Source organism: Mycobacterium sp. 360MFTsu5.1, assembly GCF_000383495.1.
Classification (GTDB): Bacteria; Actinomycetota; Actinomycetes; order Mycobacteriales; family Mycobacteriaceae; genus Mycobacterium; species Mycobacterium mucogenicum_B.
In genome coordinates this window covers 21251-42269 of record NZ_KB911470.1, presented here as the reverse complement: position 1 = coordinate 42269, position 21019 = coordinate 21251, and the positions used below count along the sequence as shown (strand labels likewise).

The window sequence follows — 21019 nt, the reverse complement described above, 5'->3', positions numbered from 1 at the left end:
ACAGTAGACCCGCTGGGGCTATAATTCAACACGTAAAGAATTCTGTGAATCAGGGAGTCGAATGAGCCAGCGACCCACCCGCGGTGGACGCCGCCCGGGCCCCAGCGGCACGCGTGAGGCGATCGAGGAAACCGCACGAAAGCTGTTCGCGGAATTGGGATACGAGCGGACCTCCCTGCGGCAGATCGCGCTGCAGGCCGGCGTCGACCCGGCGCTGGTCAGCCACTTCTACGGCAAGAAGCGCGACCTGTTCCTCGCGGTGGTCGAGCTGCCGGTCGAGCCCGCCACGGTCATCGGCCGGGTGCTCGACGGCGACAAGGACTCGGCGGGGCTGCGGTTGGCGACGTTCATCCTCGAGGTTCTCGACGATGAAGTGCGGCGACAACCCATGATCGGCATGGTGCGCGCCGCCACGGCCGAACCGGAAGCCGCGAAGCTGGTCCGGGATTTCCTGGCGCGCAAGATCATTGCGCCCATCGCCGAAGGACTGGGCTCCGCCGATGCCGACTACCGCGCCGCGCTCGTCATGTCACAGGTCAACGGTTTCGCGATGGCGCGGTACGTCATCGGACTCGAACCGCTGGCCAACCGTTCGAACGAACAGCTCGCCGCCGACCTCGGCGTCACACTGCAGCGCTACCTGCTCGGCGACCTCGCGCCAGGCCGGTAGCCCGGATTCAGACGTGACTGTGCGCCGCGGTCCACGCCGGCAGCGGATCCGCGTAACGCAGCCAGGCGCTCGTGCCGGCCGCCACTTCGTCGTCGGTGAGGAGCGCCGCGTCGAGAAGCGCTCGTACCTTGCCTGCTTCGAGGCGGATACCGATGAAAACGATCTCCTGACCGGGCTCGATGTCGGTGCTCGTCCAGTACTGGGCGGGCTCGATGGTGAGGTTGGGGCCGGCCTGCGACCAGATGGCGGCGATGTTCGGCCGGGTGGCGATCCAGCAGAAACCCTTGCTGCGCAACAGACCTCGCACCTGATCGAGGGCGTCGGCGAGTCGCTGCGGATGGAACGGACGGTCAGCGCGGAACGTCATGCTGCTGATGCCGTATTCCTCGGTTTCGGGGGTGTGCCCGTTGGCGATCTCTTCGTCCCACCCGGGCGCCTCCGCGGCAAGTTCCGGATCGAACAATCCGGTGTCCAAAACGGTTGCCAGCGGCACGATCCCGTGCTCGGTGCGCTCGATCCGCGCGTTGGGATTCAGACGCCGCACGACGGCCTCGACGGTCGCGATCGTCTTGGCGCTCACGAGGTCGGTCTTGTTGATGAGGATGACGTCGGCGAACTCGACCTGATCGACCAGCAGGTCGGCGATGTTGCGCCCGTCGCCGTCGGCCACCGCGAGGTTCCGGTCGGTGAGCGCTTCCCCGCGCGCCAGTTCCGGCAGGAAGGTGCACGCGTCGATGACGGTGACCATCGTGTCGAGGCGGGCGAGCTCAGCAAGGACGAAGCCGTCCTCGAACTCCCAGCTGAAGGTCGCCGCCACCGGCATCGGCTCGGAGATGCCCGTCGATTCGATCACGATCTGGTCGAATCGGTTCTGCCGGGCCAGATCCGCGACCGCGGTGATGAGGTCTTCACGCAGCGTGCAGCAGATGCATCCGTTGGTGAGCTCGACGAGCTTCTCTTCGGTCCGGTCGAGGTGACCCTGGCCGGCAATCAGGGCCGCGTCGATGTTCACCTCGCTCATGTCGTTCACGATCACCGCAACCCGGCGACCCTCCCGGTTGGCGAGGATGTGATTGAGCAGCGTCGTTTTGCCGGCTCCCAGGAAGCCCGAAAGCACGGTCACAGGGATCAGGTCAGCTGAGGTCGAGGGCATGCCTTAACGATAATCATTTTCATTAAGGAATGCGAGCCGGCGGTCGGAAATAATCCGGACCGTAGTCCGGTTGGAGATCGTCAGAGGCCGGACAAGCCGGCCCTCGAACCAAGCAAAGGACAGGCACATGACCTCCACCGCAACCTCTCCCCTCAGCGTCGGCACCTGGGCGATCGACACCGCACACTCCACGGTCGAGTTCTCGGTACGCCACCTGATGGTCAGCAAGGTCCGCGGCAAGTTCGAGAACTTCAGCGGTGCCATCACCGTCGATGCCGACGGCACCCCGTCGGTCACCGCCGAGATCGACGTGACGTCCCTCAACACCGGCAACGAGCAGCGCGATGGCCACGTCAAGTCGGCCGACTTCTTCGACGCCGAGAACCACCCCGTCGCGACCTTCGTCTCGACCGCCGTGCGGCCCAACGGCGATGCGTACCTGCTCGACGGCAACCTGACGATCAAGGGCAACACCCGCCCGGTCACCCTGAACCTGGAGTTCAACGGTGTGAGCCCCGGCATGGGCAACGGCGAGGTCTCCGGCTACGAAGCGTCAGTTGTCATCAACCGCAAGGACTTCGGCGTCGACCTCGACCTGCCGATGGAGACCGGTGGCGCCGTCGTCGGCGACAAGGTGACCATCACCCTCGACATCGAGGCCGTCAAGCAGGCCTGATTCGACGGCAATGCCGGGCCGGGTTTTCCCTTTGTCCTGTCGCCCGGCCCGGCATTGCCCTCGCCGCCGTTACTCCGGCCAGGCGTTGCGCTGAATGAGATCAACCATGTTCGTGCGTTCGAACGACGGATCGAAGTGTGCGAGCACGTCGTCGTTCATCGTTCCGAACGTGGTGAGCGGCCGGTTGACCATGCCGTCGTTGAATGCCCGCAGGATGCGGTTCTTGAAGTCGGGACGCGGATGGGCGGCAACCACTTCGGCGCGCTGCTCTTCGCTGATCTCGTCGAGACCCAGTCCGATGACGTCGGTTTCGACGCCCAGAATCACCACCGCGACCTCGGGCGCCAGGTGGTGCGGAACCTCTGGCGTGGTGTGCAACGCGATCGCCAGCCACACATTCGTCGCCTCCTGCTCGCTACGACCGAAGTCCAGCAACAGTTTTCGAGCCAGGTCGGCCCCATCGATCTCGAATCGTTGATGCGTCGTGCCGTACTCCGTGGTCAGACCCAGGTCGTGGAACATGCCGCCCACGTAGGCAAGTTCCGGGTCGACGTCGAGGCCGCGCGCGGCCGCTTTCAACGAGCCCCACAGGAACACCCGGCGGGAGTGGTTGAACAAGGTGTCGTCGGTCGACTTCCGAACGATCGAGGTGGCCTCCCGGACCAGCTCTGTGTCCGGAATCGTCACTCCTGCAATAACTTCGGGCATGGCTCGCAACTTCCGTCGGACTTGATTGGACACAGTCCATTTTGTCCGCGGATCGGCCGTACCTACAGAGCACGCGGAGCCATGCATCCCACAGATCAGGACACGGTCAGACGTACTTCTCGTGCACGTAGCACCACCGCCAGTTCTCACCCGGCTCGAAGGACTGCACGATCTCGTGGCCCGGCGTCTTTGCATGCGCACTGGCGTGTTTCATCGGCGACGAATCACAACAGCCGACGTGGCCGCACGTGAGGCACAGCCGCAGATGCACCCACCGGGTGCCGGCCGCGATGCAGTCCTGGCAGCCCTTCGTGGTCTGCGGGGTGACCAGGCGGACGTTCTTCAAGTGCGAGTCGCCGAAGATGGATGCCACGCCATCCACGGTAGCCCCGTCGCGCCCGGATTACCGGGACGCGCCCGGCCGCACGTCCGATCTGCGATCGTTCCGCCAACGCCAGATGGTCGACGACCCGCACCGGTAAGTTGGCCACCTGGCGGCTCCACACGAAACCTGATGAACTGGAGCCACTTCGGGACGGACGGGGCGGGACGATGGCACAGCGGTATGACGTCGTCGTCGCTGGTGGTGGTCCGTCGGGCTCGGCCGCCGCATGGCAGGCGGCGCAGGTGGGCGCCAAGGTACTGGTCGTGGACAAAGCGGAGTTTCCCCGGGACAAGCCGTGTGGCGACGGATTGACCGCCCGCGCCGTCAGTTACCTGCAGAAGATGGGCCTGGCCGACGAAGTCTCCACCTTCCACCGGGTCGACCGCGTCACGGTGTTCAGCCCGAGCCGATGGGAGATGTCCTTCCCGCGGCGCCCCGGGATGCCCGACCACGGACGTACCGTCAGCCGTACGCATTTGGACACCGTGTTGCTCAGGCACGCCGAAAAGGCCGGCGCAGAAGTACGTGAGGGCGCCGAAGCGGCAGGCCCTGAACTCGATGCCGCCGGTCGGGTGGTCGGCCTGGTCCTCAAGACCGGGGAGAAGATCTCGGCGGACGCGGTCATCGCCGCCGACGGCGCGTACTCGCCCGTCAAGCGAGCGCTGAACATCGACTCGCGGTACAACGGCTACTCGGCCATCGCGATCCGCGCGGAGATGCACACCAACCGGCCCGACACCGATTCGCTCGACATCCACCTCAAGCTGCAGTTCCAGGGCGACCAGTTGCCCGGCTACGGCTGGGTGTTCCCGATGGGCAACGGCGTCCTCAACATCGGCGTCGGCTATGTCAACTGTTACCGCAACTGGCAGGCCATCAACGCCACGCAGCTACTCGGCGAATTCCTGGCATCCCTGCCGCATGACTGGGAGCTGCCGTCGATCGCGGAATTGAAGAAGAGCAAGAGTGTTCGGGCGTGGCGACTACCGATGGGTTTCACCGCGTGGCCGCCGTGGCGGCCGGGCGTCGTCTTCACCGGCGACGCACTCGGCGCCGCCAAACCGGTTTCCGGCGCGGGCATTTCGAAGGCGCTCGAGGCCGGCCTGGTCGCCGGCGAATGCGTGATCGCGGCGCTGCAGAACGGCGGCCCCGACGACTTCACCAACTACACCCAGCGGCTGGACGCTGCCTGGGGCCGGGAGTACCGGATGGGCCGCTTCGGACACAAGCTCGCCGGTATCCCGGCCATTCCGAACACGGGCATCAAGCTGCTCGACAAAGGATTCGTCCGCGCCGGCGCGCTCAGAGTGATGTACGGGAAGTCGTACGGCCCCCTGCATACGTACTGACGGCCCTAGCGCGGCGTCCCGCCACCATCGACGATGACAACCTGCCCGGTGATGTAACTGCCCGCGCCCGAACACAACAGCAGCGCGGTGCCCACCAATTCGTCGGGGTTGGCCAGCCGCTTCAACAGCGTGTTGGACGCCATCGCGTCGATCATCGGTTGCGGGTTGTTCCGCACCATGTCGGTGTCGACAGGACCGGGTGCGATGGCGTTGACCCGGATGCCGTCGGCGGCGTAGGCGGCCGCCATCGAGCGGGTGAACGACAGCAGCGCCGCCTTGCCCGCGGCGTACATCGACACGAACGGCGCGAACTGAAAGGCGCCGACCGACGACATGTTCAGGACCGCCGCGGCCGGGCTCGCCTTCAAGTGCGGCAAGGCCTTCTGGATCAGGAACACCGGACCACGCAGGTTCGAGTCGTACGACTTGGCCCACGCCTCGGGCGTCATCTCACCCAGCGGCTGAGCCAGCGCGTTGGCCGCGTTGTTGACGAGAACGTCGATGCCGCCGAACTCCGCGACGGTGGCGTCCACCAGCCGGTCGAGATCGTCGAGGTTGCCCATGTTCACGGGCACGCCGATCGCCTTGCCACCCAGTCCACGCAGATGCTCGGCCGCGGCCTCGCACGCGTCGGGCTTGCGGCTGGCCACCACCAGATTGGCACCGGCCAGCGCGAACCCCTCGGCCATGGCGAGGCCGATACCGCGCGTCCCGCCGGTCACGATGACGGTGCGGTCGGTCATGTCGAACAGGCGGTCAAATGTGGTGCGGTCCATGGCTAGCAGTAGATCACAGGGTTTTGCGGTGCCTGCCGGATCGCACCATTGAGCGGGCACAATGCCGCCAAGCGAATGTCGGCGTGTCACCGGTCGGCGTGTCGGCTCTCCTGCGGCACTTGCGATTTGGAGCGGTCAACTTTCCTTGACGCGTCAGGGAAAGTTGACGGCTTCAGATCGAACATGCCAAGGGAGAGGCGACGGACTACTGAAATTCGCGCCCGCTCACGAACTCACGCTCCGCCCCCGTCACCGGATCGACGAACGCCAGCCGATGCGCCAGCAGCTGAAGCGGCGTCGAGAAGTCACCGGCAGGAACATCAAGCACCGTGGGGTACAACGGGTCACCGTCGATGGGCAACCCGAGCGAGTTCATGTGCACGCGCAGCTGGTGGGTCCGGCCCGTGGCGGGCGTCAGCCGGAACAGACCATCCCCCACCGGCTCGACGAGAGTCACCGCGTTGACGTCGCCGGGCTCGATGACGGCCTGTAAAGAACCGCGCCGCTTCACAATTCGATTTCGCAGCTCGACGGGCCCGGACAGCGTCCCGGCCGACGACCGCGCCAGATACGTCTTGGACACCCCACCCGAGGCGAACATCGTCTGATACGCCCCACGGACCTCGCGGCGGGCGGTGAACACGAGCACGCCGGCAGTCAGCCGGTCCAGCCGGTGTGCCGGCGAGAGCTCCCACAACCCCATGGCCCGCCGTAGCCGCACCAGCGCCGTCTGCACCACGTGCCCACCGCGCGGCATGGTGGCGAGGAAGTGCGGCTTGTCGACCACGACGATGTTCTCGTCGCGGTACAGCACCGGCACGTCGAACGGGACGACGACCTCGTCGGGCAGGTCCCGGTACCAGTAGATGAACGCGCCGACCGGCAGCTCCGTCGCGTCGGAGACAACCGATCCGTCAGCGCAAAGCACCTCGCCGGCAAGGACTTTCGCGGCCGCCTCGTCGCCGAACCGGGACCGCAGCTCAGCCAGTACCGGCCCGCCGTGCACCCGTAGCCGGGCAGGCCCGATCCCCTCGTATCCGGGACGGACGGGCAGACTCAATCGAGCGGTACCGGCTCGAGAATCTCGGACCGGGCTTCGGGAGCCGCCGCGCGCAGCGCATCGGCCGATTCGTCGTCGGGCTGCGTCTGCGACAGTACCTCGGCCTCCACGCGCGCCAGGTACGTCGCGACCTCGCGGTCGACGTCTTCGGCACTCCAACCCAGCACCGGCGCAACAACTTCCGCGACCTCGCGGGCACAGTCGACGCCGCGGTGCTGGTACTCGATGGAGATCCGCATGCGGCGGGCCAGGATGTCCTCGAGGTGCAGGGCACCCTCGGCCGCGGCCGCGTACCAGGCCTCGACCTTCAGGTACACCGGCGCCTCGGTGATGGGTTCCAGCAGCTCGGGCCGGTCGGCAGCCATGTCCAGCACCTCGCCGATCAGCGAGCCGTAGCGGTCCAGCAGGTGCCGCACCCGGTAGGGATGCAGACCGTAGTGCTGGCCCACGTGTTCGGTCTGGTTGATCAGCGCGAAGTAGCCGTCGGCGCCCAGCAGCGGCACCTTCTCGGTGATCGACGGCGCCACCCGCGTCGGCACGAACTCACTGGCCGCGTCGATGGCGTCCTCGCCCATCACCCGGTAGGTGGTGTACTTGCCGCCGGCGATGGCCACCAGGCCCGGGGCCGGCACCGCGACCGCGTGCTCGCGGGACAGCTTCGAGGTCTCCTCGCTCTCACCGGCCAGCAGCGGGCGCAGGCCCGCGTAGACGCCGTCGATGTCGTCGTGGTTGAGCGGGGTGGCCAGCACCTTGTTGACGTGCCCGAGGATGTAGTCGATGTCGGCCTTGGTCGCCGCCGGGTGCGCCAGGTCGAGGTTCCAGTCGGTGTCGGTCGTGCCGATGATCCAGTGTGTGCCCCACGGGATGACGAACAGCACCGACTTCTCGGTGCGCAGGATGATCGCCACTTCGCTGACGATGCGGTCCCGCGGGACGACGATGTGCACGCCCTTGGAGGCGCGGACCCGGAACCGGCCGCGCTGCTTCGACAGGGCCTGAATCTCGTCGGTCCACACGCCGGTGGCGTTGACCACGACGTGGCCGCACACCTCCGTCACCGCACCGGTCTCGGAGTCGCGGACCCGGACGCCCGTGACCCGGTCACCCTCGCGCAGCAGTGCCACGACCTGCGTCGAGGTGCGGACGACGGCGCCATAGTGCGCCGCGGTGCGGGCGACGGTCATGGTGTGCCGCGCGTCATCGACGACGGTGTCGTAGTAGCGGATCGCGCCGATCAGCGAGCTGCGCTTGAGCCCGGGTGCCAGCCGCAGCGCGCCGGCCTTGAGCAGGTGCTTCTGGGCGGGCACCGACTTGGCGCCACCCAGCTGGTCGTACAGGAAGATGCCGGCGGCGATGTAGGGACGCTCCCAGATCCGCTTGGTCAGCGGGAACAGGAACGGCAACGGCTTCACGAGATGCGGCGCCAGCGTCGTCAGGGACAGTTCGCGTTCGTACAGCGCCTCACGCACCAGACCGAACTCGAGCTGCTCCAGGTAGCGCAGGCCGCCGTGGAACATCTTGCTGCTGCGGCTGGAGGTGCCGGACGCGAAGTCGCGCGCCTCGACCAGTGCGACCTTCAGGCCGCGCGTCGCCGCGTCGAGCGCCGCACCGGCACCGACGACACCGCCGCCGATCACGATGACGTCGAACTGCTCGGAGCCCAACCGATTCCACGCGGTCTCGCGCTGCGCGGGACTCAGCAGGGTCTGCCCATTGCCCGGACCGGGAATCGGGTCACTCACTGCGGAACTCCTCGTGGTTACTCGTCGGTAGGCCTTGCGTGACCGAGCCTACGTGGTCGGCCCTGTTCGCGCGTCAGTCCAGATCGTCATGAGCCATGAGCCGGCGTGCCGCCTCGACGATCGAGCCCGAGAACGACGGATACACCGACAACGTCTGAGCGAGGTCTGTCACCGAGATGCGGTTCTGCACCGCGAGCGCGATCGGCAGGATCAGCTCGGAGGCGATCGGTGCCACCACGACACCGCCGATCACCACACCGGTGGCGGGCCGGCAGAAGATCTTGACGAAACCCCTCCGCACCAACGACATCTTGGCTCGGGCGTTGGTGGTCAGCGGCAGCATCAGTGTGCGGGCGGGGACGGTGCCGGCGTCGATCGCCGACTGCGGCACCCCGACGGCGGCGATCTCGGGGCGGGTGAACACCGCGGCCGCGACCGTCCGCAGCTTGATCGGCGAAACCCCTTCACCCAGAGCGTGATACATCGCGATGCGGCCCTGCATGGCGGCCACCGAGGCCAGCGGCAGCAGGCCCGTGCAGTCGCCGGCCGCGTAGATGCCCGGCGCCTTGGTGCGCGAGACCCGGTCGACCGTCAGGTAGTTGCCGGGGCCGAGCTCGATGCCGGCCTTCTCCAGCCCCAGGCCCGAGGTGTTGGGCACCGACCCGATGCTCATCAACGCGTGGCTGCCCTCCACGACGCGGCCGTCGGCCAGGCTCACCTTGATGCCGGTTTCGGTACGGACCACCGAATCGGCGCGGGCGTTCTTGACCAACGTCACACCGCGCTCGGAGAACACCTCCTCCAGCACCGCGGCGGCGTCGGAATCCTCGTGCGGCAGGATCTGGTCGCGGCTGGCCACGACCGTGACCTTGACGCCGAGTTCGGTGTAGGCATTGCAGAACTCGGCGCCGGTGACACCGGAACCCACGATGACCAGGTGCTCGGGCAGGTCGGTGAGGTCGTACAGCTGACGCCAGTTCAGGATGCGTTCGCCGTCGGGTTTTGCGTTGGGCAGCACGCGGGGGCTGGCGCCCGTGGCGATCAGCACGACGTCGGCCTTGAGCACGCCGGTCCGGCCATCGGGCGTCGTGACCTTGACCCGGTGATGGGCCATTCCCGGAATGCTGTCGACCAGCTCACCGCAACCCGCCACCACGTTGACGCCGGCCCGCAACAGCTGCCCGCCGATGTCGACCGACTGACTGCGCGCCAGCGTCTTGACACGGTTGTTGATCTGCGGCAACGAGATCTTGGCGTCCTCGATCTTGATGTCGAAGCCCAGCCCGTCGGCCCTACGCAGCTCGGTGCGCACGCCGCTGGACGCGATGAACGTCTTGGACGGCACGCAGTCCCAGAGCACGCAGGCACCGCCGATGCCGTCACGGTCGACGACGGTCACCTCGGTTGCCTGCGGGCCGTAACCGGCGGCAACCAGGGCTGCCTCATATCCGGCGGGACCGCCGCCGATGATCACGATGCGGGTAGCCACGGCTACATCTAACCCCGAGTTGGGTGTTGGTCGCCGGACAACAAGCCGTAGGCTTGCCGGGTGCCGCTCTACGCCGCTTACGGATCGAACATGCATCCGGAGCAGATGCTTCAGCGGGCCCCTCATTCTCCGATGGCGGCCACGGGGTGGCTGCACGGCTGGCGACTGACGTTCGCCGGCGCGGACATCGGCTGGGAGGGCGCGCTGGCGACGCTGGTCGAGGATCCGCTCTCGAAGGTCTTCGTCGTGCTCTACGACATGACCCGCGAGGACGAGGAACGCCTGGACCGCTGGGAAGGCTCCGAGCTGGGGATCCACAAGAAGATCCGCTGCCGGGTGCACCGGGTGTCGTCGGACACCTCGACCGAGCCCGTGCTGGCCTGGTTGTACGTGGTCGACGCCTGGGAAGGCGGCCTGCCCTCAGCCCGGTACCTCGGCGTCATGGCCGAGGCAGCCGAGATCGCCGGCGCCCCCGCGGACTACGTCCACCACCTCCGCACGCGCCCCTCCCGCAACATCGGTCCTTAACCCGCGAGCGGCCGTGTTTGTACAGCGACACACCGTGTTTCGCGTGCAATTTGAGGCCACTCACGCGGCCTGAGCGCGACCAAACTGCGCATTGATTCGTGCGACCAACTCGTCCGGGCGATACCGGACGTCCTCGAACACCATCGAGATCGCCGTCCATCCGACGTCCATCAGTGCCGAGCTGCGCTCGCGGTCGGCCAACATCGCATCCGGTCCGCTATGCCAATCCAATCCGTCGTACTCGGCGGCGACCATGTACTGCGGCCACGCAAAATCCAGCCGACGCAACTTTCCCCGGCCGTCGATGACCTCGTACTGCAGCTCGGGCATCGGTAGGCCACCATCGATCATCACGAGGCGCGCCTCGCTCTCCATCGGCGACTCGGCGCGTGGATCCGCGATGGGCAACATCTCCCTCACGACGACGATTCCGCGACGTCCGGCCTGCTTGGTCACCGCCCGCGACAGCTCCACCCGGTCGCAGGTACCGGAACGCAGAGCAGCATCGAGCGTCGCCAGTACGCGCGGCCTTCGCAATGAGCGCGCCACTTCAATCGCAGTCCATGCCGGCGCGGTCGCAGGCCTCCCCTGCGCGATCGCCATCGGTGCGCCGTCGCGGCGATGGATCACCAGACCGTCGGCGTGCCGAAGGTGCGAACCCACTGGATTGAGGACGTGCAGATCCTTCGGATTCTCGGTGTCGAATCCGTAGAGCGCCGCCGCCGTCCCCAGGCACACCGGGACCGGCTTGCCCGCCGCGAGGTCAAGGCCGCGCAAGCGCGTCCAATCGTCGGGCTCACCGCGTGAGTAGATGCCTTGCCAAATACGTTCCAGTGCACCCGTTTTGAGATGGGAGTCAAAGGTCCTGCGGGACAGCACCTGCAGAATCTGAGCGCTGGTGGCCACCCCATACTGGCGGTCGAACAGCGCTTGTAGGTCGGCGTTCACAACATCGATGCTCGGTATCGACGGCGGCTGCCGAAAGACGCTTCACGTGATCTGTGGATCAATCACGAACTGTGGAATTTCGCGGTACGTGGAGGGCACGCAGATCAGTGCGCAGTTCGCGGCCCCTCGCCATCCGTGAGCGGCCCCTCAATGCACGGCAAACACGGCGTGTCGGCGTACAAACACGGCCGCTCGCGGGATGAGCAGACACCCACGCGCCGCTCGCGGCTAAAAGGCAGCGGCCTGCTCGACGATGTTGACCAGCACCCGGACGCCGACGGCGAGGGCGCGTTCGTCGAGGTCGAAGTTGGGCTGGTGCAGGTCGAGTTGCGGGCCGACGCCGGGCCACACGCCCAGGCGCGCCATGGCGCCCGGCACCTCTTCGAGATACCACGAGAAGTCTTCGCCGCCACCGGATTGCTTGGTGTCGGCAAGCGCATCGGGGCCCAGCGCCTCGATGGCGTGGGTCATGATCCGCGTCGACAGCTCCTCGTTCACCACCGGCGGGACGCCACGGCGGTACAGCACCGTGTGATCCACGTTGAGCGGCTCAAGCAGCGACGAAACGATCTCGCGGACAATCGATTCCATCTCGACCCAGGCGTCACGGCTGGCGGTGCGGATGGTGCCGGCCAGGGTGCCCGTCTGCGGAATGGCGTTCGAGGCAAACCCGGCGTTGACCGCGCCCCACACCATGACGGTGCTGTGCCGCGGATCGACGCGGCGCGACAGGATGCCGGGGACGCCGGTGATCAGCGAGCCGAGCGCGTAGACCAGATCACCCGTGAGGTGCGGGCGGGACGTATGCCCACCCGGCGAGTGCAGAGCGATCTCGATCTGATCGGCGGCCGAGGTGATGGGCCCCGGAATCGTGGCGACCTTGCCGACCTCGAGCCGCGGATCACAGTGCAACGCAAAGATTCTGGACACCCCGGCCAGCGCGCCCGCGGAGATCGCGTCCAGGGCGCCGCCGGGCATCAGCTCCTCGGCGGCCTGGAACACCAGGCGCACGCCGACCGGCAGCGTCGGCGCGGACGCCAGCGCCAGCCCGGCGCCCAACAAGACCGAGGTGTGGCCGTCGTGCCCGCAGGCGTGCGCCACGTTGGGGACCGTCGAGGCGAAGGGCAGGCCGGTGCGCTCGTCCATCGGCAGCGCGTCCATGTCGGCACGCAGGGCGATCCGCGGCCGGTCCTCGGGGCCGAAGTCACACGTCAGACCGGTGCCGCCGGGCAGAATCTTCGGGTTCAACCCGGCCTCGGCGAGCCGCGTCGCGACGAACTTGGTGGTCTCGAACTCCTGCCGGCCCAACTCGGGGTTGGCGTGCAGATGCCGCCGCCAGCCGACCAGGTCACCGTAGTTCGTGGCCAGCCAGCGCTCGGCGTGGTCCGAGAGGGTCATCCGCGCCCTGCCTTCACTTGTCGCTGAACCGCTGCCCGGTCCGCCATCTTCTGCAATACCCGGGCCCGCTCGTCGGGTGTCTGCGCCAGCGCAACGACGGTGCGCGCCAACATGATCGCACCCTCGGTCACGGCCTTGTCCGCACTCGGCCCCGCCGCGGCCGCGGTGAACTCCGGCTGGTGGATCGACGCCCCGTTGGCCTCGATCCCGACGACCGGGTGGATACCCGGCATCACCTGCGTGACGTTACCCATGTCGGTACTACCAAGCGGCACAGACACTTCCAGGTCCGTCGGCAGCGGGGTACGGCCCAGACGCTCCATCTCGGCGCGGAACACCGTCGTCAACCACGGATCGGGCGTCAGCGCGTCGTACCGCGGCGACACCTCCGTCACCTCGTGCGTGCAGCCCGCCGCCAAGGCGCCGGCCGCGAAGCAGGAGAACATCCGCACTTCCAGCTCGTCGAGCGACGCCGAGTCCGTGGCCCGCATCGTGTACAGCAATTCCGTATGCGCCGGAATCACATTCGGCGCCTGACCGCCGTCGGTGACGATGCCGTGCACCATCTGGCCCGGCGTCAACTGCTGACGCAGCAGCCCGATCGCCACCTGCGCGACCGTCACCGCATCGGCGGCATTGATGCCCAGGTAGGGCGCGACGGCGGCGTGCGACTCGCGTCCGCGGTAGGCCACCGACACCTCCGACAGCGCCAGGGACCGCGCGCCCGCGATGTCGACCGGCCCGGGGTGCAGCATCACCGATGCCGCGACGTCGTCGAACACGCCGGCGTTCAGCAGCAACGCTTTCCCGCCGCCGGCCTCTTCGGCGGGCGTGCCGATCAACGCCACGGTGATGCCGATCTCGTCGGCGACCTCGGCCAGTGCCAGCGCGGTGCCGACCGCCGATGCGGCAATGATGTTGTGCCCACACGCATGTCCGATGCCGGGCAGCGCGTCGTACTCGGCACAGATGCCGACCACCAGCTCGCCACTGCCGTAGTCGGCACGAAATGCGGTGTCCAGACCACCAGCGGCCCGGGTGACGTGAAAGCCGCGCTCGGCCGCGAGCGCCTGGGTCTTGGCGCAGCTCCGGTGCTCCGCGAAAGCCAGTTCCGGTTCGGCGTGGATCGAGTGCGACAGCTCGATCAGATCGGCACGGTGACGCGCGACGGCATCGGTGACCGTCTGCAGCGCGTCTCCCGTGAGCATCATGGAAGTATCGCACCGGCCCGTTCGGCCGCGGTCGGCAACTAAGGTGGACGCCGTGACCGATCCGCAGGCCACCCCTGACTCCGCCGCCACTGCGGCCGCCACCGGCATCCGTGACCGCACCGGCATCGCCGGCTTCGATGTGGCTGTCATCCTCGGTTCCGGCTGGGCGCCGGCCGCCGCGGTCCTGGGCGAGCCGACAGCCTCCATCGCGATGGGTGACCTGCCCGGATTCACCCCACCGACCGCGTCGGGTCATGGCGGCCAGGTACTCGCGCTGCAGGTCGGCGGCCGCAATGTGCTGGTCCTGATGGGCCGCATCCACGCCTACGAGGGCCACGACCTGCGGCATGTCGTCCACCCGGTGCGCACCGCCATCGCGGCCGGCGCGAGCACCGTGGTGCTGACCAACGCCGCCGGCGGCCTGCGCGCGGAGTACTCGGTGGGCCAGCCGGTCCTGATCAGCGACCACCTGAACCTGACGGCGCGGTCGCCGCTGGTGGGGGCGCAGTTCGTCGACCTGGTCGACGCCTACTCACCGCGGCTGCGGGCGCTGGCCCGCGCGGTCGACCCGTCGCTGACCGAAGGGGTGTACGCCGGGCTGCCCGGCCCGCACTACGAGACGCCCGCCGAGATCCGGATGCTGCGGACCCTCGGCGCCGATCTGGTCGGCATGTCGACGGTGCACGAGACCATCGCGGCCCGCGCCGGCGGCGCCGAGGTGCTGGGCATCTCGATGGTGACCAACCTGGCGGCCGGGATGACCGGCGAGCCGCTGAGCCACGCCGAGGTCCTGGAAGCCGGACGCCAGTCAGCGACCCGGATGGGGACGCTGCTGGGCGAGGTGCTGGCGCGGTTGTGACCGGCACACCCCTGACCTTCGGCACCGCAGGCCTGCGTGGCCCCATGCGTGAGGGCCTCGACGCCATGAACGTCACCACCGTTAGCCGCGCGACCTGGGCCGTGGCGAAGGTGCTCAAGGACCGTTGCCTGGGCGGGTCGACGGTTGTCGTCGGTCGCGACGCGCGGCACCACTCCGACGAATTCGCGACGGCGACGGCGGAAATCTTTGCCGCCGAGGGGTTTTCCGTCGTCCTGCTCCCCCATCCGGCGCCCACCCCGGTCGTGGCATATGCGGTGCGGCAGCTCAATGCTGTTGCCGGCGTACAGATCACCGCGTCGCACAATCCACCGGCCGACAATGGCTACAAGGTGTACTTCGACGGCGGCATCCAGATCGTCCCGCCCACCGACCTCGACATCGAAACGGCGATGCGCCAGGCGCCGGCCGAGATCGCCCGGCAGCTCGTCACGCCCACCGACGAAACCCTCATCGGGCAGTACGCGCGACGGGCCGGGTCGCTACGCCGGGCCCGAGGCGACGTCCGGGTGGCGTTGACGGCCATGCACGGCGTCGGCGGCGCGCTGGCGGTCGACGTGTTGAACCGCGCCGGCATCACCGATATCCACACGGTCGCAACACAGTTCGAACCCGACCCGCACTTCCCCACCGTCGCATTCCCTAACCCCGAGGAACCCGGCGCCACCGACCTACTGTTGGCGCTGGCCGCCGAGAACGACGCCGTGGTCGCCATCGCCCTCGATCCCGACGCGGACCGCTGCGCCGTCGGGATCCCGACCGCACAAGGCTGGCGCATGCTGTCCGGCAACGAAACCGGTTGGCTACTGGGCGATTACCTGTTGTCGAACCTGGCTCACGACGAAGGCAAGAAGACGGTGGTCGCCAGCTCACTCGTCTCGTCGCAGCTGCTCGCGAAGATCGCCGCCGCGTACGGGGCCCACCACGTCGAAACCCTGACAGGCTTCAAATGGCTCGCCCGCGCCGACAACGACATCCCCGGTGCCACGCTGCGGTACGCCTATGAAGAGGCCATCGGGCACTGCGTCGACCCCGACGCCGTCCGCGACAAGGACGGCATCAGTGCGGCCGTGGTGGTCTGCGATCTGGTTGTGGCACTGCGCGATCAAGGCGAGACGGTGCAGGATCGGCTGGACGCGCTGGCCGCGAAATTCGGCGTCCACGTCACCGGCGCGGTCTCGGTACACACCGATGCCGACGCGGTGATGGTGCGCCTGCGCGCCGAGCCACCGACTCAGATCGCGGGTGTGCCGGTCCGTCTCGAGGACCTGGCTCAACTCCGCGGCCAGCGGCGCACCGACGCCCTGATCTTCACCGGCGACGGCCTGCGGGTGGCGGTGCGCCCGTCGGGAACCGAGCCGAAGATCAAGTGTTACATCGAAGTCGGCAAGCCGCCGACTGCCGATCTGGCTGCCTCGCGGGCCGTCGCCGAATCAGAACTGGCAAGAATCCGGGCCGCCGTGGCTGACCTGCTGGCCCCGGCCTGACAGCTCCAGACCGCAAGTGTTGCAAGACAAGACGACACGCCGAGACGCGCAACGTCACCGTCAGCGTGGACCGAACTGCCGATCCCCCGCATCACCCAGGCCCGGCACGATGTAGGCATCGTCGTTCAGCGAGGTGTCGACGGTGGCAGTGAACAACTTCAGTGACGGAACCGCCTTCTCCACCAACGCAATTCCCTCCGGCGCACACACCACGCACACGGCGGTGATGTCGTCGGCGCCGCGGTCGACCAGGAGCTGCAGGGTGTACGCCAGCGACCCACCAGTGGCCAGCATCGGGTCGAGCACCATCACCGGCCGGCCACTGAGGTCCGCCGGCAGGGACTCCAGATACGGCGTCGGCTGGTGCGTGGTCTCGTCACGGGCCATGCCGACGAAGCCGACCTGAGCCTCCGGAATCAGCGCGTGTGCCTGGTCGACCATGCCCAGACCGGCCCGCAGCACCGGGACCAACAACGGCGGGTTCGACAGCCGCGAACCGGTGCACGTCGCTACCGGGGTCTGCACCGGCAGCTCTTCGCTCGCCAGCGCGCGTGTGGCCTCGTAGACCAACATCAGCGTCAGGTCGCGCAATGCGGCCCGGAACCCGGCATTGTCGGTGCGCTCGTCGCGCAGCGTGGTCAGCCGCGCCGCGGCCAGTGGGTGATCGACGACCCGGACATCCATGGGCGCCAACATTAATGGAACCGAACCGGCGCGGCGGCCGTCTTATCCACATGATCGGAAACCTGACCGTGGACCCGTCAGCCCTGCACAGCCTGTCCGCGGACTACCGCGGTCACAGCACCGAGCTGGCCGCGCACGCCGCGGACCTGACCGCCATCGCGCGACAGTTCAACGTGTTCGGGCCCGTGGGCGAAGCCTTTGCCGCAGCCCTGGCACAGGCGACGCACCAGCAGGCCCAGTTGGCATATCGCCTCAGCGCCCATCTCGACACCGGCGCCGCAACGGCCACTGCCACCGCGGACAACTTCATCGACGCCGACCAGAGCGTCGGCGGCCGGATCGGAACCTGGTGGTGACGGGCTCGCTGGCCGCCGCACTGGCGGCCCCGATCCGGGAGGTGCGGGCGTTGGTCGGTCCAGCCGGCCCCGATCCGGCCGAAGCCCTGCGCGCGGTGCAGTCCGGTCTCGACGGCGTCGCGGCCGGCGCAGACAGTACGTGGCAGCAGGCCCAGGGCCAGTGGACCGGCGCGGCAGCAGGCAGCGCGGGCCAGTTCGCGAGCGCGGCGGTCACCGCCATCGTGGCGATGGCGCTGTCGGCCGGTCAGCTGAGCACGCACACGGAGCTGGCCGCAGCCGCCGTGACCCGGGCCCGCGAACGACTCGACACCATCCTGCGGAACTTCGAGGCCAGGGCCACCGAACTGGAAGCCACCCTCGAATCCCCGGCCGACGCCGCCGCGCTCATCGACGAAGCCGGCCGCGCCCTCGATGAGGCCATCACCGTCGTCGACGAGCTGCACACCGAGCTCGCCGCTCAGGCCGAGCAGATCACCGCGACGACGAGCGCCCCTGTACCCCCGAGTCACGGGTCACCTTGGGAGGCAAGCGGATCAGGGGCCGGGCCGGGCATGAACGTGCCGAGCCTCGGCACGTCGTCGGGACAGGGCGCCGGTTGGGGCAGCGGACTCGGCGCACTCGCCACTCCCGCAGCGCACGCCGCCCAGACCGCGCTCGGAGCACGAAACCACCGCCGGCCACCCGACCCCGAGAAATTCGGTGCCGGTGAAGCCATCACGCTGCCCGACGGCAGTACCGCCACCGCACCCAACAAAGTCGCTGCCGACGCGGTGCGGCACGCCCTCACCCAACTCGGTGTGCCGTACGTGTGGGGTGGCACGACGCCCGGCGTGGGGCTGGACTGCAGCGGCCTGACGCAGTGGGCGTATCACGAGGCCGGACTCAACCTGCCGCGGCTGGCGCAGGAGCAGGACGTCGGCGCCGCCGTGGACCGCGGCTCGCTGCGCCCGGGTGACCTGGCGGTCTGGGATGGCCACGTCGCGATGATCGTCGGGAACGGCCTCATGGTGGAAGCAGGCGATCCGGTGCAGCTGTCCCCGATCCGAACGACCAACCTGAATCAGGGTTTCCACGGCTTCTTCCGCCCGACGGCATGACCGCTGCCGACTACGACGACGCGATGGCCCGTGCCCGCGCGGCGCTCGCGGTACTGAAGCGCGCCGCCGCGGAGCTGTCGACGCCGGGCCACGACGCCGAAGCCGCCGGCGCCGTCCTCCGCCACCTGCGCGACGATCTGCACCGACAAGATGCCCCCAGCGTGGCCGAACCCACACGTCGATAGGCTGTGCCGCATGGCTGCTGACATCGTGCCGGTTCGGCTCGGGTTGACCAATGGCGATCTGTACACCCTGTGGGCGCCGCTGTGGCGCGATTCCGACGACGAGTGGGAAGCGTTCCTCGGCCACGGGGACGACCTCTACGCGTTCGAATCCGTCGCTGACCTGGCCGCTTTCGTGCGGACCAACAACGACAACGACCTCGCCGACCACCCCAAGTGGAAGGCGCTCGGCGAGGCCAACGCCCACCGCCTGAACCCCGACGAGAGCCACCTGCACGACCTGGTCGGCGTGCCCGAGCTGGTCGCCGAGAAGCCCACCGAGGAGTCCGTCACCGCACTGCGGCGGACGCTTCAGGTCGTCGGCGCGCTCGGCTCGGTCTGCGACCTGATCGCGGTCGCGAAGTTCTTCAACGGCAACCCCGTGCTGTCGACGCTCGGCGGCGGCGCCGAGGCCTACTCCGGCCGGGCCGGCCGTAAGCGCTGGGCCGACATCGAGGCCGCCGTCGGCCGCAGCTGGGACCACGTGCTGGACGCCATCGACGCCCTGGTGACCACCCCCGAGGTCGACGCCAAGGCCGCCGAGAAGGCCCAGGCCGAGCTCGACGAGCCCGCGCCCGAGCCCGAGGAAGACGAACTCGACGAGGTCGACGAGACCGGCGCCGACGACGTCGTGATCGAAGACGAGGTGGACACCGACTCCGAGGAGGCGGCCCTCACCGCGCAGGCCGAGCGTCAGCTGCTCGGCAGTGACGAGGACTTCTGGGAGCGCGTCGGCATCGACCCGATCCGCATCATGACGAACGGCGGCACGCTCTACACGCTGCGCTGCTACTACAACGACCAGCCGCGGTTCCTCGGCCGCAACGGCCGCGTCACCGTCTTCAGCTCGGAGCGCACGCTGGCCCGCTACCTGGCCGACGAGCACGAGAGCGACCTGTCCAGCTTCGAGGCGTACAGCGACATCCGCACCGCGGCCACCGACGGCTCGCTGCAGATCCGCGTCACCGAGGACAACGTCTACGTGCTCAGTGGTCTGTCCGACGACATCGCCGACGGCCCCGAGGCCGTCGACCGCGAGCAGCTGGACCTGGCGGTCGAGTTCGTCCGCGACGTCTGCGATTACGCCGAGGACGGCACCGCCGACAAGTACCTGACCACCAGCCAGCCGCTGGGCAAGTTCGTCGGGCACGTGCTGGAGCCCGAGACCGTCGGCGCCCCGTCGAAGCCGTACGCCGAGGCCGTCGCCCAGTGGGAGACGCTGGAGCGTTTCGTCGAGTCGCGCCTGCGTCAGGAATGACGCGCGCTGCGATGAGTTAGGGCCGCCGGTCGGGTCTGCACTGGCATGACCCAGACCAGCGCCCAGCCCATCGTCCGAAACCTCGCCGTTCCCGGCGCCACCCTGCAGTACGAAGTTCGCGGCAGCGGGCCGGTGCTCGCCGTCATCGGTTCGCCCATGACGGCATCCGAGTTCGCCGCGGTGGCCGACGCCCTGGCCGTCGACCACACCGTCGTGACGTACGACCCGCGCGGGCTCGGCGCCAGCCCCATCGACGATCCCGCGCAGGACTCGACGCCCGAACTGCGGGCCGACGACGTCGCCGCGATCCTCGAGGATCTCGGCGCCGGTCCAGCGGACGTGTTCGGTTCCAGCGGCGGCGCGGTCACCGGCCTGGCGCTGGCCGCCAAGCACCCGGGCTGGGTGCGGACGCTGATCGCGCACGAGCCACCGCTGCTGGAGTTGTTGCCCGCCTCGGAAGCCGCGAAGCAGCGCGCGGCGACGAACGACATCATCGCCACGTTCCACAGCGACGGTCCCGGCGCGGCCATGGCGAAATTCATGGCGACCGCGGGCTTCGACGAGTCCGACGACGGAGCGCCGGTACCGCAGGGGCCGCCGCCCGCGTCCGACGAGATGGCCAAGCAACTCGCCGACCTGTCCCGCTTCTTCAACCACGAATTGCTGTGCACCACAACGTATGTGCCTGATCACGAGGCATTGAAGGCCAGCCGGATCGTGGTGGGCATCGGCGCCGATTCCGCGCATCTCATCACCCACGGCACCTCGGTGGCGCTGTGCGCCCTGCTGGGCGTCGAACCCGTCATCTTCCCGGGCGATCACGGCGGGTTCATGAGTGCGCCCGCCGAATTCGCCGACGCGCTGCGGGCCGTTCTATCTGACTGAAACCCCAAGTCACCCGGCCACCGCCCGCGCTCACAGCCGACACACAACTTCGCCGCGTTGC

At 68.3% G+C, this 21019-nt stretch carries 21 protein-coding genes and 1 pseudogene; 11 read left to right on the top strand and 11 right to left on the bottom strand.

Going from position 1 to position 21019, the window contains the following annotated elements; genetic code table 11:
- Positions 1-61 precede the first annotated feature (61 nt).
- Positions 62-670 (top strand): TetR/AcrR family transcriptional regulator, encoded by a 609-nt coding sequence (locus H289_RS0121185; protein WP_020102830.1) that lies wholly within the window; start codon positions 62-64, stop codon positions 668-670.
- A gap of 7 nt (positions 671-677) precedes the next feature.
- On the opposite strand, the gene H289_RS0121180 is transcribed toward H289_RS0121185, so the two are convergent.
- On the bottom strand, positions 678-1823 hold the full coding sequence (locus H289_RS0121180) for a GTP-binding protein (RefSeq protein WP_036421022.1): 1146 nt from the start codon (positions 1821-1823) through the stop codon (positions 678-680).
- 127 nt (positions 1824-1950) lie between these two features.
- Between H289_RS0121180 and H289_RS0121175 the strand changes: the two genes are divergently transcribed.
- Entirely contained in the window at positions 1951-2499 is a 549-nt protein-coding gene (locus H289_RS0121175) for a YceI family protein (protein ID WP_020102828.1), read from the top strand.
- A 69-nt stretch (positions 2500-2568) separates the two neighbouring features.
- Here the strand turns inward: H289_RS0121175 and H289_RS0121170 are convergent, their stop codons facing one another.
- Both H289_RS0121170 and H289_RS0121165 read right to left on the bottom strand, forming a co-directional pair.
- The gene (locus H289_RS0121170) at positions 2569-3207 is read right to left on the bottom strand and encodes an HD domain-containing protein (protein WP_029105537.1); all 639 of its coding nucleotides are present in this window, start codon (positions 3205-3207) and stop codon (positions 2569-2571) included.
- Positions 3208-3313: 106 nt separating this feature from the next.
- Positions 3314-3580, bottom strand: coding sequence for a UBP-type zinc finger domain-containing protein (locus H289_RS0121165; protein ID WP_020102826.1), 267 nt, complete (start codon positions 3578-3580; stop codon positions 3314-3316).
- A gap of 179 nt (positions 3581-3759) precedes the next feature.
- Between H289_RS0121165 and H289_RS0121160 the strand changes: the two genes are divergently transcribed.
- A complete protein-coding gene (locus H289_RS0121160) occupies positions 3760-4941 on the top strand; it encodes a geranylgeranyl reductase family protein (protein WP_020102825.1) in 1182 nt (393 codons plus the stop codon).
- 5 nt (positions 4942-4946) lie between these two features.
- Here H289_RS0121160 and H289_RS0121155 read toward each other — a convergent pair whose 3' ends face one another.
- The 4 genes from H289_RS0121155 to H289_RS0121140 form a co-directional block, all read right to left on the bottom strand.
- A complete protein-coding gene (locus H289_RS0121155) occupies positions 4947-5717 on the bottom strand; it encodes an SDR family NAD(P)-dependent oxidoreductase (protein WP_020102824.1) in 771 nt (256 codons plus the stop codon).
- Between the two features lie 205 nt (positions 5718-5922).
- A complete protein-coding gene (locus tag H289_RS0121150) occupies positions 5923-6771 on the bottom strand; it encodes a pseudouridine synthase (RefSeq protein WP_029105536.1) in 849 nt (282 codons plus the stop codon).
- Between the two features lie 2 nt (positions 6772-6773).
- Positions 6774-8519, bottom strand: coding sequence for a glycerol-3-phosphate dehydrogenase/oxidase (locus tag H289_RS0121145; protein WP_020102822.1), 1746 nt, complete (start codon positions 8517-8519; stop codon positions 6774-6776).
- A gap of 73 nt (positions 8520-8592) precedes the next feature.
- Positions 8593-10008 (bottom strand): NAD(P)H-quinone dehydrogenase, encoded by a 1416-nt coding sequence (locus H289_RS0121140; protein WP_020102821.1) that lies wholly within the window; start codon positions 10006-10008, stop codon positions 8593-8595.
- Between the two features lie 60 nt (positions 10009-10068).
- Between H289_RS0121140 and H289_RS0121135 the strand changes: the two genes are divergently transcribed.
- A complete protein-coding gene (locus tag H289_RS0121135; protein WP_029105535.1) occupies positions 10069-10536 on the top strand; it encodes a gamma-glutamylcyclotransferase family protein in 468 nt (155 codons plus the stop codon).
- Positions 10537-10596: 60 nt separating this feature from the next.
- Here H289_RS0121135 and H289_RS0121130 read toward each other — a convergent pair whose 3' ends face one another.
- From H289_RS0121130 to H289_RS0121120, 3 genes are all read right to left on the bottom strand, one after another.
- Complete coding sequence (locus tag H289_RS0121130; protein ID WP_020102819.1) at positions 10597-11484, bottom strand: type IV toxin-antitoxin system AbiEi family antitoxin; 888 nt, start codon at positions 11482-11484, stop codon at positions 10597-10599.
- A gap of 228 nt (positions 11485-11712) precedes the next feature.
- The gene (locus H289_RS0121125) at positions 11713-12882 is read right to left on the bottom strand and encodes a M20 family metallopeptidase (protein ID WP_020102818.1); all 1170 of its coding nucleotides are present in this window, start codon (positions 12880-12882) and stop codon (positions 11713-11715) included.
- Positions 12879-14090: a M20 family metallopeptidase gene (locus H289_RS0121120; protein ID WP_036421082.1), complete on the bottom strand. Its 1212-nt coding sequence runs from the start codon at positions 14088-14090 to the stop codon at positions 12879-12881. Before H289_RS0121120 ends, H289_RS0121125 begins: the two co-directional genes overlap by 4 nt.
- Position 14091: 1 nt before the next feature.
- On the opposite strand from H289_RS0121120, the gene H289_RS0121115 reads away from it, so the two are divergent.
- Together H289_RS0121115 and H289_RS0121110 are read left to right on the top strand one after the other, a co-directional pair.
- Positions 14092-14952 carry a purine-nucleoside phosphorylase gene (locus tag H289_RS0121115; RefSeq protein ID WP_081633489.1) on the top strand — a complete coding sequence of 287 codons (861 nt, stop codon included), beginning with the start codon at positions 14092-14094 and terminating at the stop codon, positions 14950-14952.
- An 8-nt stretch (positions 14953-14960) separates the two neighbouring features.
- A pseudogene (locus tag H289_RS0121110) lies at positions 14961-16457 on the top strand (phospho-sugar mutase); the annotation flags it as partial.
- 60 nt (positions 16458-16517) lie between these two features.
- Here the strand turns inward: H289_RS0121110 and upp are convergent.
- Entirely contained in the window at positions 16518-17141 is a 624-nt protein-coding gene (gene upp / locus H289_RS0121105; protein WP_020102814.1) for a uracil phosphoribosyltransferase, read from the bottom strand.
- A gap of 50 nt (positions 17142-17191) precedes the next feature.
- Here upp and H289_RS0121100 point away from each other — a divergent pair, with 50 nt between their 5' ends.
- The 5 genes from H289_RS0121100 to H289_RS0121080 are packed head-to-tail and all read left to right on the top strand — an operon-like array spanning position 17192 to position 20958.
- Complete coding sequence (locus H289_RS0121100) at positions 17192-17497, top strand: type VII secretion target (RefSeq protein WP_196810057.1); 306 nt, start codon at positions 17192-17194, stop codon at positions 17495-17497.
- Positions 17491-18594, top strand: coding sequence for an NlpC/P60 family protein (locus tag H289_RS0121095; protein WP_020102812.1), 1104 nt, complete (start codon positions 17491-17493; stop codon positions 18592-18594). Before H289_RS0121100 ends, H289_RS0121095 begins: the two co-directional genes overlap by 7 nt.
- Complete coding sequence (locus H289_RS0121090) at positions 18591-18779, top strand: hypothetical protein (protein WP_020102811.1); 189 nt, start codon at positions 18591-18593, stop codon at positions 18777-18779. The genes H289_RS0121095 and H289_RS0121090 overlap by 4 nt, the downstream gene beginning before the upstream one ends.
- A gap of 10 nt (positions 18780-18789) precedes the next feature.
- The gene (gene satS / locus H289_RS0121085) at positions 18790-20073 is read left to right on the top strand and encodes a protein export chaperone SatS (protein WP_020102810.1); all 1284 of its coding nucleotides are present in this window, start codon (positions 18790-18792) and stop codon (positions 20071-20073) included.
- Between the two features lie 45 nt (positions 20074-20118).
- Positions 20119-20958, top strand: coding sequence for an alpha/beta fold hydrolase (locus H289_RS0121080; protein WP_020102809.1), 840 nt, complete (start codon positions 20119-20121; stop codon positions 20956-20958).
- The last annotated feature ends 61 nt before the right edge of the window (positions 20959-21019 follow it).